Annotated in this window: 13 protein-coding genes and 1 pseudogene; 10 read left to right on the top strand and 4 right to left on the bottom strand. The window is 62.1% G+C overall.

Annotated features, from left to right (window positions below):
* Window positions 1–11: 11 nt before the first annotated feature.
* The 4 genes from K789_RS0108830 to K789_RS0108815 all read right to left on the bottom strand — a co-directional run bounded on the left by K789_RS0108830 (window position 12) and on the right by K789_RS0108815 (window position 4,035).
* Window positions 12–218 (bottom strand): YHS domain-containing protein, encoded by a 207-nt coding sequence (locus K789_RS0108830; RefSeq protein ID WP_237739560.1) that lies wholly within the window; start codon window positions 216–218, stop codon window positions 12–14.
* Window positions 219–470: 252 nt separating this feature from the next.
* A complete protein-coding gene (locus K789_RS0108825; protein WP_024366442.1) occupies window positions 471–2,789 on the bottom strand; it encodes a heavy metal translocating P-type ATPase in 2,319 nt (772 codons plus the stop codon).
* Between the two features lie 65 nt (window positions 2,790–2,854).
* Window positions 2,855–3,691, bottom strand: a complete 837-nt coding sequence (locus tag K789_RS0108820; protein ID WP_202805071.1) for a heavy-metal-associated domain-containing protein — start codon at window positions 3,689–3,691, stop codon at window positions 2,855–2,857.
* Between the two features lie 131 nt (window positions 3,692–3,822).
* Complete coding sequence (locus K789_RS0108815; protein WP_024366440.1) at window positions 3,823–4,035, bottom strand: heavy-metal-associated domain-containing protein; 213 nt, start codon at window positions 4,033–4,035, stop codon at window positions 3,823–3,825.
* A gap of 113 nt (window positions 4,036–4,148) precedes the next feature.
* Here K789_RS0108815 and K789_RS24010 point away from each other — a divergent pair, with 113 nt between their 5' ends.
* The 10 genes and pseudogenes from K789_RS24010 to K789_RS0108765 all read left to right on the top strand — a co-directional run bounded on the left by K789_RS24010 (window position 4,149) and on the right by K789_RS0108765 (window position 13,992).
* A complete protein-coding gene (locus K789_RS24010) occupies window positions 4,149–5,321 on the top strand; it encodes an FAD-dependent oxidoreductase (RefSeq protein WP_024366439.1) in 1,173 nt (390 codons plus the stop codon).
* A gap of 732 nt (window positions 5,322–6,053) precedes the next feature.
* Window positions 6,054–6,662 (top strand): DUF6349 family protein, encoded by a 609-nt coding sequence (locus K789_RS0108805; protein ID WP_024366438.1) that lies wholly within the window; start codon window positions 6,054–6,056, stop codon window positions 6,660–6,662.
* Between the two features lie 157 nt (window positions 6,663–6,819).
* A complete protein-coding gene (gene nrdH / locus K789_RS0108800; RefSeq protein ID WP_024366437.1) occupies window positions 6,820–7,053 on the top strand; it encodes a glutaredoxin-like protein NrdH in 234 nt (77 codons plus the stop codon).
* A 75-nt stretch (window positions 7,054–7,128) separates the two neighbouring features.
* On the top strand, window positions 7,129–7,743 hold the full coding sequence (locus K789_RS0108795; RefSeq protein WP_024366436.1) for a hypothetical protein: 615 nt from the start codon (window positions 7,129–7,131) through the stop codon (window positions 7,741–7,743).
* 60 nt (window positions 7,744–7,803) lie between these two features.
* Window positions 7,804–7,950: a hypothetical protein gene (locus K789_RS25410; RefSeq protein WP_157835680.1), complete on the top strand. Its 147-nt coding sequence runs from the start codon at window positions 7,804–7,806 to the stop codon at window positions 7,948–7,950.
* A 4-nt stretch (window positions 7,951–7,954) separates the two neighbouring features.
* Complete coding sequence (locus K789_RS0108785; RefSeq protein ID WP_024366435.1) at window positions 7,955–8,242, top strand: hypothetical protein; 288 nt, start codon at window positions 7,955–7,957, stop codon at window positions 8,240–8,242.
* 22 nt (window positions 8,243–8,264) lie between these two features.
* Window positions 8,265–8,788, top strand: a pseudogene (locus tag K789_RS22690) (single-stranded DNA-binding protein).
* Window positions 8,789–8,856: 68 nt separating this feature from the next.
* Window positions 8,857–9,462 (top strand): DNA-binding protein, encoded by a 606-nt coding sequence (locus K789_RS0108775; RefSeq protein WP_024366434.1) that lies wholly within the window; start codon window positions 8,857–8,859, stop codon window positions 9,460–9,462.
* 1,013 nt (window positions 9,463–10,475) lie between these two features.
* Window positions 10,476–11,444 carry an AAA family ATPase gene (locus tag K789_RS0108770; RefSeq protein WP_024366433.1) on the top strand — a complete coding sequence of 323 codons (969 nt, stop codon included), beginning with the start codon at window positions 10,476–10,478 and terminating at the stop codon, window positions 11,442–11,444.
* The gene (locus K789_RS0108765) at window positions 11,437–13,992 is read left to right on the top strand and encodes a S8 family peptidase (RefSeq protein WP_024366432.1); all 2,556 of its coding nucleotides are present in this window, start codon (window positions 11,437–11,439) and stop codon (window positions 13,990–13,992) included. Before K789_RS0108770 ends, K789_RS0108765 begins: the two co-directional genes overlap by 8 nt.
* Window positions 13,993–14,955 lie beyond the last annotated feature (963 nt).

Below are 14,955 nucleotides of genomic sequence, written 5' to 3'. Positions count from 1 at the left end.
CCCCGAGATGCTCAGGCGGCTGTGGCGTACTTAGCCGGGTCGGCGTCGAACAGGGGTCCGCAGCCTGCGCAGCAGAACCAGTAGCGGTTGCCCTCGTAATCGCGGAAGAGGCCTGCGGATTCGGCGTCGGCCTTGACGACCTGGCTTCCGGTCATGACGGGGCACTCGGCGAGGTCCTCGCTGCCGGCGCCGAGGAGGTTCTCGGCCGACGCGGGCATGGCGGCGGCGAGGGCCTTGTCGGTTTCGGTGGCGGTGGTGCTGCAACAGCTGTTGCTCATGGGAGGGGTTCCTTTCGGGGGAACGGGGAGCGCTCGGATGAGCTGAGGAGACTAATGACTACAATATACCCCTAGGGGGTATATTTCAAAGGACTGGACACCCGGGGAGGTCCCCGCTGTCAGTCACGGGCGGGCTGTGTTGCGGTGCGCGGTTTTTAGCACATAATTGTTCCTTCTTTGGGTGGGGGATGGTCAGACGCTCTGCAGCTGCCGCACGGGAGTGTGCGGTGCTGTAATGGGCGCCGTGGTCTTCGCCGTGGACTTGAAGGACCGCAGGCGAAGGCTGTTGCTGACCACGAATACGCTGGAGAACGCCATGGCGGCTCCGGCGAGCATCGGGTTCAGCAGTCCGAACGCGGCCAGCGGAATGGCTGCGACGTTGTAGGCGAAGGCCCAGAACAGGTTTGTCTTGATGGTGCCCAGGGTCTTGCGGGAGAGACGGATGGCATCGGCGGCGGAGCGGAGGTCCCCGCGCACCAGGGTGATGTCTGCGGCTTCGATCGCGACGTCCGTCCCGGTGCCCATCGCCAGGCCAAGGTCGGCCTGGGCGAGGGCCGCGGCGTCGTTGACGCCGTCGCCGACCATCGCCACGATTTTCCCTTCGGACTGCAGGCGGGTGACGACGTCGACCTTGTCTTTGGGCATCACTTCGGCAATGACCTCGGTGATTCCGACCTCGGCCGCGACCTGCTCGGCGACTGCCCGGTTGTCTCCGGTCAGGAGCACCGGGGTCAGTCCGAGCGCTTTGAGTTGGGCGATCGCCTCGGCGCTGGTGGCCTTGACCGCGTCGGCGACGACCAGCACTGCGCGGGCCTCACCATCCCAGGCGACCGTGACTGCGGTCTTGCCTTGGGATTCCGCGGTGGCCTTTGCGAGGGCGAGCGTGCCGGGAAGGTTCAGGGACCAGTCCGCCAGCAGGCTCTCGCGCCCGACGAGCACGGCATGGCCCTCGACGGTGCCCTGGACGCCCTTGCCTTCGACGTTCGTAAACGACTCCGGTACCGGAAGCGATCCGATCTGCTGGGTTGCGCCCTTGGCGATGGCCTGGGCGATCGGGTGTTCGGAGGCGTCCTCCAATGCGCCGGCCAGCCTCAGGACGTCCTCGCGGGAGGTTCCGTCGGCGGTGAACACGTCGAGCAGGGTCATCTTGCCGGTGGTGACGGTTCCGGTTTTGTCGAGCACGATCGTGTCGACCTTGCGGGTGGACTCGAGTATTTCCGGGCCCTTGATCAGGATGCCCAGCTGGGCGCCCCGTCCGGTGCCGACCAGTAGCGCGGTCGGCGTTGCGAGCCCGAGGGCGCAGGGGCAGGCGATGATGAGGACCGCGACGGCGGCCGTGAACGCGGCGCTGAGCGGGAAACCGGCACCGATCCAGGCACCCAGCACCACGACAGCCACTGCGATGACGATCGGCACGAAAATCCCGGAGACCTTGTCGGCAAGGCGCTGGACCTCGGCCTTGCCCGACTGGGCGTCTTCGACGAGCCTTGCCATTTGTGCCAGCTGGGTGTCCGAGCCGATCCGGGTGGCGCGCACGACCAGGCGCCCGCCGGCGTTGACGGTCGCGCCGGTCACGGCGTCGCCCTCGCCGACTTCGACCGGGATTGACTCGCCGGTGAGCATGCTCGCATCCACCGCCGAGGTGCCCGAGACGATCACCCCGTCCGTGGCGATCTTTTCTCCCGGGCGGATGACGAACTCGTCGCCCACCGAGAGCTGCTCAACGGGGATCCGGGTTTCGACCCCGTCCCGGAGCACCGCGACTTCCTTGGCCCCCAGCCCCAGCAGGGCCCGCAGGGCGGCCCCTGCCTGGCGCTTGGACCGCTTCTCGAAGTAACGGCCGGCCAAGATGAACATGGTCACTCCGGCGGCGACTTCCAGGTAGATGTTCCCGGCCCCGTCCGAGGGGCTGATCGTGAAGGAGAACCCGTGGGTCATGCCCGGCGCTCCGGCGGTTCCGAAGAACAGTGCGAAGAGTGACCACAGCAACGCAGCGGACGTGCCGACCGAGACCAGCGTGTCCATCGTGGCCGCGCCGTGGCGCAGGTTGGTCCACGCGGCCTTGTGGAACGGCCAGGCCGCCCACACGATCACGGGAGCGGCCAGCGTCAGGGACGCCCACTGCCAGTAGTTGAACTGCAGCGCCGGGGTCATGGCCATCGCGATGACCGGCACGGACAGCACGATGGAAGCGATCAGCCTGTTCCGCAGCGATGTCAGCTCCGTGTCGGGCTGCTCCGCATCGTCGTTCGCCCGCTGGGCCCCTTTTGGCGTGGGGAGCGCCGCCGTGTAACCGGTCTTTTCGACCTCGGCGATCAGGGCCAGCGGGTCCAGCCCGGCGGGGGTGGTGATCTTCGCCTTTTCAGTGGCGTAGTTCACGGTCGCGATCACGCCGTCGAGCTTGTTCAGTTTCTTCTCGATCCGCATCGCGCAGGAGGCGCAGGTCATCCCTCCGATCTCAAGTTCGATGATGTTGCCCAGCGTTTGCGGCTGGGCCGATGGTGCAGACATGGGTCCTCCTTGAGTGGTGCGCTTCCTGATCACTTGTTGGGCCAGGTGCGCGGCGTCTGTGGTGGTCAGTGGCCGGAATGTCCGGCAGACCCGCCCGGATCCGCGGATTCGGCGGGCACGGCGGACTTGCCCGGAGCGGCGGGCTGAGCGGCCGTGGTTCCGGTGGCGTTGAGGACAAATTCGGCCGTGTGGACCTGTCCGTCGACCTGGAAGTCCAGGTAGAGCAGGTAGCGGCCCGGGGTCGGGGCCTCGGTCATGAATTCCACGTCCGGGCCGGAGACGACGCCGGGGAGGGGTTCGGCGCCCTCGGGGTGGACGTGCAGGTAGGCCAGGTCCCCTTCGCGCAGGGCGACAAGGTGTCCATAGGAACCCAGGTACGGCTGCAGTGTGGTGACCGGTTTCCCGTCACGGCTCACGGTGACCTTGAGCATGGCGTGTTCGCTGGCGCTCAGCGTGCCGGTGAGGTCCACGGTGTAGCCGTCGACCGTGTCCGTGGCGGATACCGGAGCCGGCGCGGCGGGGGTGAATTCTCCGGCCGCCTGGACCGTGCGGGTCAGGGTGATGTTCTGTCCCGTTGCTGCCGGGACGATGTCCGCATAGACCCGGTAGCTGCCGGCGGCGTTCCATTTCCAGGGCAGTGACCATACGCCATGGGCATCCATGGTGGGATGTACGTGGCGGAACTGGGTCCCGTCCGTGCGCACCACGATCAGGTGGAGTTTCTTGTCGTGGGAGGTCTCGAAGTCGGTCACCGGCTTTCCTCCGGCGTCGGAGATCGTGAACGAGAGTGTTCCCTCCTGACCTGCCGCGCCGGGGGAGGAGACATCCGCCAGGATGAACCCGTCCTGCTCCATCGACAAGCCCTTCACTGACGCTGCCGGCTGTGAGTCGCTGCTGTCCATGACATGACCTTCCGTTGACTGTGACCAGGCCGCCACCGTCGCTGCGGGGACCACTGCGCCTGCGGTAGCAAACGAGGCCGTGAATAATGCCGCCAGTCCCACTCCAAAGAGGCCGAGCTTTAGGGGGACCTTCACGGGACACGCACCGCCGCGTAGCCGGCGTCGTCGACGGCCGCGAGGACTGCTGCGTCGTCCAGCCCGGCCTGGCTGGTCACGACAAGCTTGCCGGTCTTGGCGCTCACCTCAATCAACTGGACACCTGCCATCTGGCCGACCTCTTCCCGGATCGACAGCTCGCAATGACCGCAGGTCATTCCGGTCACCTGGTATTCGCTCGTTGTCATCAAATTCTCCTCAAAGGGTTCGAAATATACCCATAGGGGGTACTGGTATGCTCAATGATATACCCCCATGGGGTATTCCCGTCAAATGTGGACATCAACGAATCGAGGCAGACATGACTGAGACAGGCATCGCCATCATCGGGGCCGGAGCCGCCGGACACAGCGCAGCGACGACACTGCGCCAGGAGGGCTACCAAGGCTCAATCACTGTGGTGCACGCCGACCACCAGGGCCCCTACAACCGCACCCTGGTCAACAAGGCCGTCCTCCAGGGGCTGCTGACCCCGGAGCAGATTGCCCTCCCCACCCTGGACGGCCTGGGCATCAACGTCGTGGCAGACCGTGCGGTTGCGCTGGACGCGGACCGGCGCGCTGTCCGACTCGACCAGGGCGGCGGCCTAACCTACGGCGCGGTCATCATCGCCACTGGCGCCAAACCGCGCCAGACGGTCGTCCATACTGAGGGACTCCGGGGGCGCGTGTTCACCATCCACACCACCGAAGACGCAACACGCATCCGCGACCGGCTCAGCACCGGAACGCCGGAGCAGATCAGCGTGACGATCCTCGGTGCCGGCTTCATCGGTGCCGAAACGGCCAGCTACCTGACCGACATCGGAGTCAACGTCGACCTCGTCTCGCGGGACATAACCCCGCTGACCGGAGCCGTCGGCCAGGACATTGGACAAAGCATCACCGAGCTGCACCACAAACACGTCAGAACCCACTTCGGACGCGAGATCATCAAGGTATCGGGCAATTCGCACACAGTGACCGTCCTGCTCGATGACCAGACGACTCTGACCAGCGAGATAGTGATTGTCGCGCACGGCACAGTCCCGTCGACGGACTGGATCGGCAACCCGACCGGAGGCGGAATCGTCGTTGATGATCGGCTGCGCGCTGAGACCATCGAGCACGGATACGCCGCCGGGGCCGTCGCCGTTCATCGGAGCCTGGCCGGTGTCGGCTACCGTATCGACCACTGGGACGCCGCAGCCGCGCAAGGCGCTCACGCCGCAAGGGCCTTCCTGCACGACCACTACGATGCCCCCGATCCGGGACCATACGTCCCCACGACCGGTTTCGCACTCCAGCTATATCGCACATCAATCGCTGCCTTCGGAGCGTTGCTTCCTCACAGCAGGCAAGAGTCGACCGACCTTGAACCGGCAGGCAGCCACACGACCGCGTTCTTCAGCGACGACGGCCGCATGCACGCGATCGCGGGAATCAATGCCGGGCGGACCCTCCACAGCATGCGAAGCAACCTCAATCGTCCGTAACACAGCCCGGTGTTATTCCGATATCGGAATAACCGCGGCCTCGGCATAACCGGTGAGGGGGGGGCGGGGCCCATGCGGCACACCCCCTGCGGGCCTATTTTCTCGCCGTGGAATGCTGTTCCCATGGCGGGGGCCGCGGCCGCTCTCCGCGAGAGAGTCAACCCGCATCGAGCCAGGGCTCGGATAATGACGAGTAGCGCTGACTCCGTCGACTTCGGAGAGCTATTCGTTCAAAAGCCACTCCGCAAACTACCGATACCGCATGGCCTCCTTCCAGTGTGAAGCCAGGGTCCGACAAGCGCGCAAAGATCGGACCGGTTCCCCATGGTCCAAGCCGAAGCGCTGCCGGGTAGCCGGCCGTCGTGGTCGGGTTCTTTTCAGCCGGGACGACACACGTTTGGTGTGCGGGGCGGAGTTCCGGAGCGATGGCACCGTGAGCCCGTGGGTAGGTTCCAAGGCGCTCGGGGGCTACCAGCGTGGTCACGGGCGGTGACAACCACAAGCTGCAGGGCGGCTGTCAATCACCACACACCAACCGCGAAACCCACGCCACGCAATGCACGGCAAGACAGTGCCGGAAAACCCGCGTAAAGACAAGGAAGTACTTTGTATGCGTAATATCAAAATGATATCATTATAGTATCAACAAGATATGGAGTGGGTGGGCTCTGCGGACACAGAACCCACCCTTGCCAAGCGACTCTCATCCCTACGCAATAAGGAGAACAGACCATGACCGCAACAGATGTACTGACCGGCCAGCTTGACCTTCTAACCCTACTTGAACTGGAAACCCCGCCAACGGCTCCGCTGCACTTCACCGTGGGTCACTACCACCCTGATGAGCTGGACGAGGCATACGCATACCGAGCCAAGAGCGAGGGGTTGATGGGAGTCTCCAACTGGAGCCGTCAATGGAATGAAGTACAGACGGGCCGGAACGTGGCAGACGGATCCGCGCACCGCACCTTCACCTACGGGGCAGACCTCCGCTGCAATGAGCACTGGCGCAACCCGGAGTGCCAGTGCCTGGGAGACCTCCCGTACCGCGTGTACTGCCACGACTGCGACTGGTGGGGAGGAATCCACCAGAACGAAAACCACGCCGTGGAAGACATGCTCAACCACTGCTGGGTCGGCTGGCAGGACCTGCCATGCGTCACGTCATCCATGAAACCCAACGGGGGATACAAGTTCAAAATCCCCGAAGACTACCCCAAGGAATGGCAATACCCTGGCGCTCCCGTACGGACGGCAAGGACGCCCATGAGCGGCCGCCACGTCCCCGGACGCAGCCCCTGGGGAGGGTACGACGTCGGAGTCATCGAAGCCGGCGAATAGCCAAAGGAGGGTGGGGCCGGAATGGTCCCACCCTCCTTTGTTTTCGCAACAAAAGAACGGCCAACACTAGGCAAAGTAGTATCAGAGTGATATCATAATAGTATCAAGTAAGCAGGCGGACGAAACCAGAATCGACAACGAGATGGAGCCGATACCGATGACGATCACCGTTTACACCAAGCCGGGATGCGTGCAGTGCGATGCCACCGAGCGGGCCCTGGACAAGAAGGAGATCGCTCACCGGACCATCGATATCTCCACAGACACGGAAGCACTCGCCCGGATCAAGGCACTGGGCTACCTGCAAGCTCCCGTCGTTGTCACCGATCAAGACCACTGGTCCGGATTCCGGCCAGACAAGATCGAGGAACTGGCTCAGCTGGTCGCTTAGCCGGAACCCCAACAACCTGCAGAAGCTGCGGACACAGCACCTGCCGGAACCCCCTTCCTACGCAAGGAGAACATCATGAAGAAGCGCACACTGACAGCCGGCCCCAGCGCCGAAAGCACCGACTCAGACACACTGAACGTGACCATCACGGTCCGCGAATCCTCCGAACTCCGCGCCAACGTCACCATCAGCCGCGACGGTTTGGAATCGTGGGTACGGGCACACCACGAAACACCCGTCATCACCACTGCCCGACTCCACCAGTACATCGACGTCATGCACGGTTCCGGGATGCTTCCCACGACCACCGCCAAGACTTTCGGACGCGAACACGAAGTGACCGACGTCGAGCCGCGGGTCTTTGACCGGCGAGCCATCGATTCAGGAATCTACGGGGACCAGCACGCGGAAACACTGCTGAAAGCCAACCCCTTCCTCGTGTGTTCGGACCAGCTGCCGGAGCTGCACGACATTGACGACCACCACGTCGCAGCCCTCTACCGCTCCCCGGCAAACGACGAACGGGCAACCAGGCTGATCCTCGACCACAAGGGATCCATGGCTGGACTGGAAATCTGGGAAGACCTGGAGAGTACCCCGGACGTACACGCAGATTCGGACTGGACAGACATCGAAGGTTCCGCCCTCTGGGAAGACCTTCTCGCCGCTGGAATTCCCGCCGCCGACTAAAGACCACCCGGCACCCGGAGGACCAAGACCGGGTGCCGGGTCACCAAGCTGGAGGACATCATGACTATCTGGTTCGCTATCTACGACTCGCACCAGGGCACGACCAAGATCAAGGCAGCCACCACGGAGGAAGAACTGCACCAGTGGCTGGAACGCCATACCCACTCATTCCGCGAAGTACGCCAAATCGCCACGGCAGAGGTATAGAGCCATGGCCCGAAACAGCAGCTTCCCGAGCAAGATCACCGGGCATCTTGAACCACCACAAGGACGGCCGGACCCTACGGAACCACACCGGAGCAACTGGTCCGGCTGGTCCGCACACGGACGCGTTACTGTCGCAGAAGTAATCGCCTTCCACTCCCAACCCGAATACGCCGAGGAAGGAAAGCCGATCAGCGGAGACCTGACCCAGCGCTTCCTCGCCGTCGAGAAAGGCGCAGGCTGGCCAAAGTACGGCGACATCCCCGATATCAAACCACTGAACGCATTGTTCTAAGCCGAGAGAAAAGGGCAACACCATGTCAGGCGAAACCACTATTACCGTGATTGGGAACCTCACTTCCGACCCCGAGCTGCGCTTCCCCCATCGGGATCCGCGGTGGCAAACTTCACCATCGCCTCCACGCCCCGGACCTTTGACCGGCAAAGCAACGAATGGAAAGACGGCGCGACCCTGTTTCTCCGGGCGTCCGTCTGGCGCGAAGCGGCAGAGAACGTGGCCGAGTCCCTGACCAAAGGCACCCGTGTCATCGTCTCCGGACGATTGAAGTCCCGCTCCTACGAGACCAAGGAAGGCGAAAAACGGACTGTCATGGAGCTGGAAGTCGACGAGATCGGCCCCTCCCTCAGATATGCAAATGCGAAAATCAACCGCACCCAGCGCAGCACCGCTCAGGGGGGACAAGGAACCGATGGGTTCGGCAAGCAGGGCAACACCGGGCCGACAGGCCAAGCCGCGCCGCAGGAAGACCCCTGGGCCACACCACAGACCAGCGGCGCCGGCGGCTGGGGCAGCGGCCCGGACTCCGGGCCGCCATTCTAAAGCGCTTGAAAAGTAGTAGTAGGAGTAGTATCGTTACTACTCCTACTACTTTTTTGGGAGAATCCGCCATGACGTCGAGTGTGAAAGACCGCGTGTTTGCCGCCGCCGAGCAGATCAGCGCCGAGCGCCGCCCGACCGTCTCCACGGTCCGGGCTACCGCCGGCGTCAGCAACGCGGACGCTACCCGCTACCTGAAGGAATGGTCAGAGGAGAAGCTCGCCGCCGGGGGACAGGTGGCAGCGACGCCGCCGGCCCTGCTCGAACAGGCCACCCGGCTCGCCGCGGCCTGCTGGGCTGACGCCTCCACACTGGCTTCCGAGCGGCACGCCGCCGTCGAGACGGCCTGGGCGCAGGAACGCAAGGACAAAGACTTGGAAATCGCCGAACTGGTGGCGGACCTGGACAAGGCTGCCGCAGAGAAGGAATCCGCGGCCGCCGAATATCAGGTCCGCATCACCGCCCTGCAGTCCACGGCGGAGGCTTTGGAGCAACGGCTGGCCACCCTAGGCACTGAGCTGGAAGACACACGTGCAGCAGAACGCGCTGCCGCCGGCGCGGCAGCGGAGGCGGAGAAGAAGCTTGCCAGTTCCGAGGCACGCAGCAGCACCCTGGAGAAGGTACACAACGCCTTGCTGCAACGGGTCGCCCCGGAGGCGAAGCCCTCTGATGTCTAATCGCAAAGCTATTTGGCAGTGAATTCGCACCGCTACTTGGCCCATGTGGTGCCTGGATTTCCGGGACTTCTCTCGCCTACCGATCCCATTTACGTCGAACTTGTTGGCCAAAGCTGGTGGCAAAGCCTTCTGCCCGCTCTAGCCATCTTGATTTCGCTCGCCTCTGTCGCGCTGACCCTCGTGCTCAAATTTCGAGACGATGCGCACATAACCGTTGTAAGCGCTGTGGGGGTCTTTGTCGGCGGCGGAAACAACAAACTGCACGTCTCTCTTACGGCGACCAACGTGGGCCGCACAGGAAAGACCGTGCTCAACTCTCTCCATCTCAGGATTCCAAAGGGAGTCGGTCTGTACCCCCCACGACCCCTCCCTGGAGCTACGGCTTTCCCGGAAACACTGGAACCCGGTGCGTCTGCACGCCAGTTCATACCTTTATCGGAGCTCCAGCGGGCTGTGCGGGAGGGGGATATTGATCCTATGAAGCTGGTTGTGGTTGCGGTTACTGGTCATGGGGAGCGGGTTTACCCGCTCAGCAAGCAGGTTCGCCGAGCGGTGGCCGAAGGGTGAGGATCCGGACCTGCGCCACAGTAGATCGTGGAGCGGAAACCAATCAAGGAAGTTCCAAGGTTCTGGAACGTCATGGAGTCTGGACGACAGTAACCATCTGATCGCCGCGAAAGCGGTAGCCAGGGAGTGCGTTTCGGTAGGTCCGGCGTCGTTGAGCCAGCGACTGAGAAGGGAGACCCCTGCGCATTCCATACGGGTCTTGAAGTTGAATGCTTACTCCCGGCGGCGCAATGGCTAATGTGTCGACCCGGGCCAGTCAAGCGCTCACTTAAGACTGTCACCATTCTCGAAGCTTGCCTATCAGCTCTTAGTGGCCATTCGGCGCGGTTTCCCAACGCATGGAAGTGCGTTTCCTTACCTTCACGCCCATGCAGACGGCACTAAGCTGACACGGGTTGTCAGCAACGTACGATGGAAACGAAAGATTCAATGGTGGAGGAGCGACGATGGCTGGGCTAGGTGAACACATCACAGCCTTGGTCCGAAGCCACGGATTAGGCGATGACTCATCGTTCTACGCCGTCGCCCTCCAGGTTGCCGCACGCGAGGCTAGGCAAGGTCATCAGCATCTCGCTGACGACATCAAGAAGGCAGTAGAGGCCTCCCGGCAGGTCACCCCGCGCAGTAATGTCACGAAACTGGCCCAACCGCGAGGCGATCTCGCCGACCTCGTGGCCGCATCGCACCCGGAGGTCAGTCTGCGGGACCTTGTCGTTCCGGCCGAGATGCAGGACCGCCTCAAACAAGTTCTCGCAGAACAGCGGCAACGTAAATCTTTACACGACCATGGCTTCGCCCCGGCGCACCGGCTCCTCCTCGAAGGCCCTCCGGGAACTGGGAAGACGATGACGGCAGCCGTGCTGGCCCACGAACTGGCACTACCGCTGTTCACACTTCGACTCGACAGTTTGATGAGCAAGTTTATGGGCGAGACGGCTTCGAAACTTCGGGTCGTGTTCGACGGCGTCGCCGAGCGACGGGGTGTGTACCTGTTTGATGAGTTCGATGCGCTAGGCGCCGATCGGGCCGGCAACGATGTGGGTGAAGCCCGCCGTATCCTGAATTCGTTCCTGGTGTTCTTGGAACATTCCAGCCCAGACAGCATCGTGATCGCCGCCACCAACCACAGGTCGATCTTGGACAAGGCACTGTTCCGCCGGTTCGACGCGGTCCTCACCTACGACTTGCCTGATCCGAAGCAGGCTGGCGCAGTGGTACGAGGGCGTCTCGGAACACTGGGTAAGGGAATCCGATGGCAGAGTATTTCCAAGCACGCGGAAGGTCTTAGCCACGCCGACCTGGTTAAGGCGGCCGAGGCGGCAGCAAAAGCAGTAATCATGCGCGGGGAAGTGCAGGTTTTGACCGAAGACCTCACCGCAGCCCTTCAAACTCGCCGGGCGGCAAGCATTGGCTGATGAGCTCCGCCGCCTGACGCACCTGCTGGTCATCGATCGTGTCGAGAATGAAGACTTTCACAGACGTTCCGGCGGCAATGCAAAGATTCGCCCCGTTGAGTGGCGTACACACGGGCTCGCGCTACGAGACCAAGTGGAAAACGTGTTCTCGGACGTCGGTGAGCAACGTGGAATGATCAGCGCGTCCGCAGACGAACTGCATGCTCTGGGCACTTTCATCACGCTCGAAGGAGCCGATTCGGCATACCCGCTGAAGCTCGACTCGCTCGAGCAGCGGTCTAGGCATACCAAACAGCCGAAGGTGCCGAAGTGGTTGTTGATGTCAGTTCAGCCGGCCACCGATAACCTACCCGAGCGTGCCGTTGTGTGGGTGGCGGACGCATATCGTGGAGCGTTCCTGAAGTTGTTCGAGGACTACCTCACCAAGACCAGCACGGTAGGGAAAGAGGAGAACTGGGAGACCCCTGAAGGTAACCCTGTGAATCGTGCCTTGATTGCGAACATCTCGAGAATTCGACGCGCGGTTCTCGATGATCTCTGGCAATCAGTCGGGGAACCTCCAAAACGCGGCCGTCACTGGTGGGAACTCTGGCTCGATCCCGCCGATTCAGCGGAAGAGACTTTGCGGGCATTCGCTGAGGTGTACCACCTGCGCATGCTTGATCGGGTGCTGGTGTTCAACGATCGGATCGTCACCTGGGTTGAAGCAACATGGGAGGACCTTGAAATCCTCCCGTTCACCAGCGTTCCCTTGGCCGAAGTCCGCAAGCCAGAGTTCATAGACACCGTTCAAGACCTTACCCACGACGAGCAGAACGAATATGTCCACGATTTGGCCCTGCGGGTAATCCCAGCGGCCGACGATGCGCCCGCAGTATGTCATCTCGATACTGGCGTAGCCCGTACTCATGTTCTGTTGGCTGGGTCGCTGGCCGAGTCAGACCTTCACGACGTTATTGGTACGTCTGGATTCGACGTCGACGGTCACGGCACGTCTATGGCGGGCCTCGCTCTTTACGGCGGACTGGATGATCTCCTGAGCGGCAGGGGAAAAGTCCAGCTCCTTCACCGTCTGGAGTCCGTGCGCATGCTACCTGGCAAGCATGAGCCCGACACTGACCCCAAGGACTACGGCACAGTCACCATTCAAGCCGTGACTCTGCCCGAGGCTACTGTTCAGCGGCCACGAGTGTTCTGCCTCCCGGTTTCCACGAACCCAGACCGACCCGGAGAGCCCACACTGTGGTCAGCGTCCGTTGATGCACTGGCAGCAGGTGCCGATGTCATTCGTGACGGCGACGAATTAAGGCTCATTTCAACTCCGGATCCTGAAGCCGCTCGCTTGATCGTGGTCGCCGCCGGGAACGTGGACAGCTATCAGCATGACCATCTCGCCGAGTCGGACACCGCTGTTATCGATGACCCTGCTCAGGCCTGGAATGCACTTACCGTCGGCGCCTACACCGAGCTGACCGTTCTGCCCACGCATCCGCAGTACAAGGGTTGGCACGCCGTTGCCGACAACGGGCAGCTATCGCCCCACAGCCGAACGTCACTTCTTTTTGGTCCCAAATGGCCGATCAAGCCTGACATCTGTATGGAAGGCGGGAACCTTCTGACCGATGGCGGTTCCATGTTTGAAGACCACCTCCCGCTCCTAACCCTTCGAACAACAGGCATGAGTAACGACTCTGCGTTGACCTCAGCCAACGCCACGAGCGCGGCCACGGCCCAGGCTTCACGACTTGCCGCGCTCACCATGAGCCACTATCCGGACTACTGGCCTGAAACAGTGCGAGCGGTGCTAGTTCATGCTGCAGAGTGGACCTCTGCGATGCGAGCCGAGATCGACGCCAAACAAGGCAAGAAGAAGGAACAGATCTCACTTCTACGTCGCTACGGGTGGGGAGTCCCGACCGAAGATGCAGTTCTGCGATCTTCGCAGCAGGCCGTCACTCTGGTCTCCCAGGATCAGTTCGTCCCGTTTGATGGTCCGGACTACAAGATGCGCCGATTCCGCCTGCACTCCCTACCGTGGCCGGCGGAGGTTCTCAGCGAGATCGGAGCCGGTGATGTCACCCTCAAAGTCACCCTGTCGTATTACATCGAGCCGTCGGCATCGAAACGAGGATGGCGGCAAAAGTACTCATACCCTTCGCATAGTCTGCGCTTCGAGCTGCAAAACTCCGTGGAGAGTCAACAGCAGTTCATCGCGCGGGTCAACCGCGAGGCTGCGGACGAAGACTACGCCAGCAAAACGTCAAGTGGTTCAGACCGGTGGCTGGTCGGCCCCGACCAACGGAATCTCGGTTCGCTCCATCAGGACATCTGGGAAGGATCGGGGCAAGAACTTGCGGCATGCAACTCTATCGCGGTCTACCCAGTAGGCGGATGGTGGAAAAGAAACGGCCGAAAAGATCGCCTCGACCTTCCTGTCCGCTACTCCCTGGTTGTCTCCCTAAGGACGCGTGAGCAAGACATTGACCTCTATACGCCCATCGCCACGCAGCTCCACATTCCGATCGCGACAGAGATCACGGCATTCTGACCCAAACAGACGACTGCCGAACTAGCCCTCCTGTGAGTCGGTCTTTCAGCGTGATGAGTTCTCGTTCGCAGTGCTCCCGTATTCCCTTCGCTGGATTCGGCACTACTGCCAGCCCGTCCTCCTGTTGCCCGGGCCAACGCATCGGGCACCATCGAAGATGCCTAGCATCTCGCACTGAGGGATCCTCATCGGGCTGCTGTGAAGCCGACTTCGATCATCTGTGCAATCGACTTCTGAAACTGACACCAAGGGTCCGACTTAGTTTCAGGGATGGCTCGATCCGGCAGCCTTTGCACGGAATCGTTCGTTTTCGTGCGCGGACCACAGCGCACCGTCCAAGCCTCCTGACTGTGACTTGCAGCGATAAATGGCGGTCTTTTCGCAGCGCTATTTGTCGCCCGGCAGCCCGCAAGGGGATCCTCAACCGGACGCCACGAAGCTGACGGCGGTAAGCATGCCCAACCGAATTTTCACTGGCACATCGTCGAAGGCGATCAAAGAGCGCTTGGCGGATCTAATTTGCATCTTCGTCCGCAGGCGTGAGCAGGTCTACAGCAGCGCAACGATGGATTCGTTGTCGACGGCGTCCTGCAGCGCCTCGAGTGCCTCCAGCTCGATCTGATCACGTCGCCGAGCGGCCGACGCCAAGCGTCGCCACACCCACGTATCGAGCCCGACGACCTTCCGTCCCTGTACATAGGGGTCGGGCACGGGCGCATATCTGAGCTGCTCATTTGCACTGACCATCGGACATCGTCTCTCCGTCAAACCAAATGTTGAGTACCCTTCTTGTCACCCTGGAGACCCGGAGCCAGGGGCGTCCGTAGGGCGTCGAAAGGCCTCGATTCAGTCCGTGATAACGAAGCACTTCACAGCCACACTGGGGTATGAATCCAACGGAAGACACCTCATCGAGCCGCTCGCGAAGTCCTGCGGAGGCTCCAGTCTTTAAACTGTCGTGAT

It is taken from the genome of Arthrobacter sp. TB 26, assembly GCF_000427315.1.
Classification (GTDB): Bacteria; Actinomycetota; Actinomycetes; order Actinomycetales; family Micrococcaceae; genus Arthrobacter.
Note: the sequence above shows the minus strand (reverse complement) of the source record. Positions and strands in the feature narration are given on the sequence as shown.

Coding starts and splice junctions, on each gene's coding strand:
- K789_RS0108775 (WP_024366434.1), top strand. CDS start 8,857: ATGACGTCGAGTGTGAAAGACCGCGTGTTTGCCGCCGCCGAGCAGATC.
- K789_RS0108825 (WP_024366442.1), bottom strand. CDS start 2,789: ATGTCTGCACCATCGGCCCAGCCGCAAACGCTGGGCAACATCATCGAA.
- K789_RS0108830 (WP_237739560.1), bottom strand. CDS start 218: ATGCCCGCGTCGGCCGAGAACCTCCTCGGCGCCGGCAGCGAGGACCTC.
- K789_RS0108820 (WP_202805071.1), bottom strand. CDS start 3,691: ATGGACAGCAGCGACTCACAGCCGGCAGCGTCAGTGAAGGGCTTGTCG.
- K789_RS24010 (WP_024366439.1), top strand. CDS start 4,149: ATGACTGAGACAGGCATCGCCATCATCGGGGCCGGAGCCGCCGGACAC.
- K789_RS0108815 (WP_024366440.1), bottom strand. CDS start 4,035: ATGACAACGAGCGAATACCAGGTGACCGGAATGACCTGCGGTCATTGC.
- K789_RS0108805 (WP_024366438.1), top strand. CDS start 6,054: ATGACCGCAACAGATGTACTGACCGGCCAGCTTGACCTTCTAACCCTA.
- K789_RS0108795 (WP_024366436.1), top strand. CDS start 7,129: ATGAAGAAGCGCACACTGACAGCCGGCCCCAGCGCCGAAAGCACCGAC.
- nrdH (WP_024366437.1), top strand. CDS start 6,820: ATGACGATCACCGTTTACACCAAGCCGGGATGCGTGCAGTGCGATGCC.
- K789_RS0108785 (WP_024366435.1), top strand. CDS start 7,955: ATGGCCCGAAACAGCAGCTTCCCGAGCAAGATCACCGGGCATCTTGAA.
- K789_RS0108770 (WP_024366433.1), top strand. CDS start 10,476: ATGGCTGGGCTAGGTGAACACATCACAGCCTTGGTCCGAAGCCACGGA.
- K789_RS25410 (WP_157835680.1), top strand. CDS start 7,804: ATGACTATCTGGTTCGCTATCTACGACTCGCACCAGGGCACGACCAAG.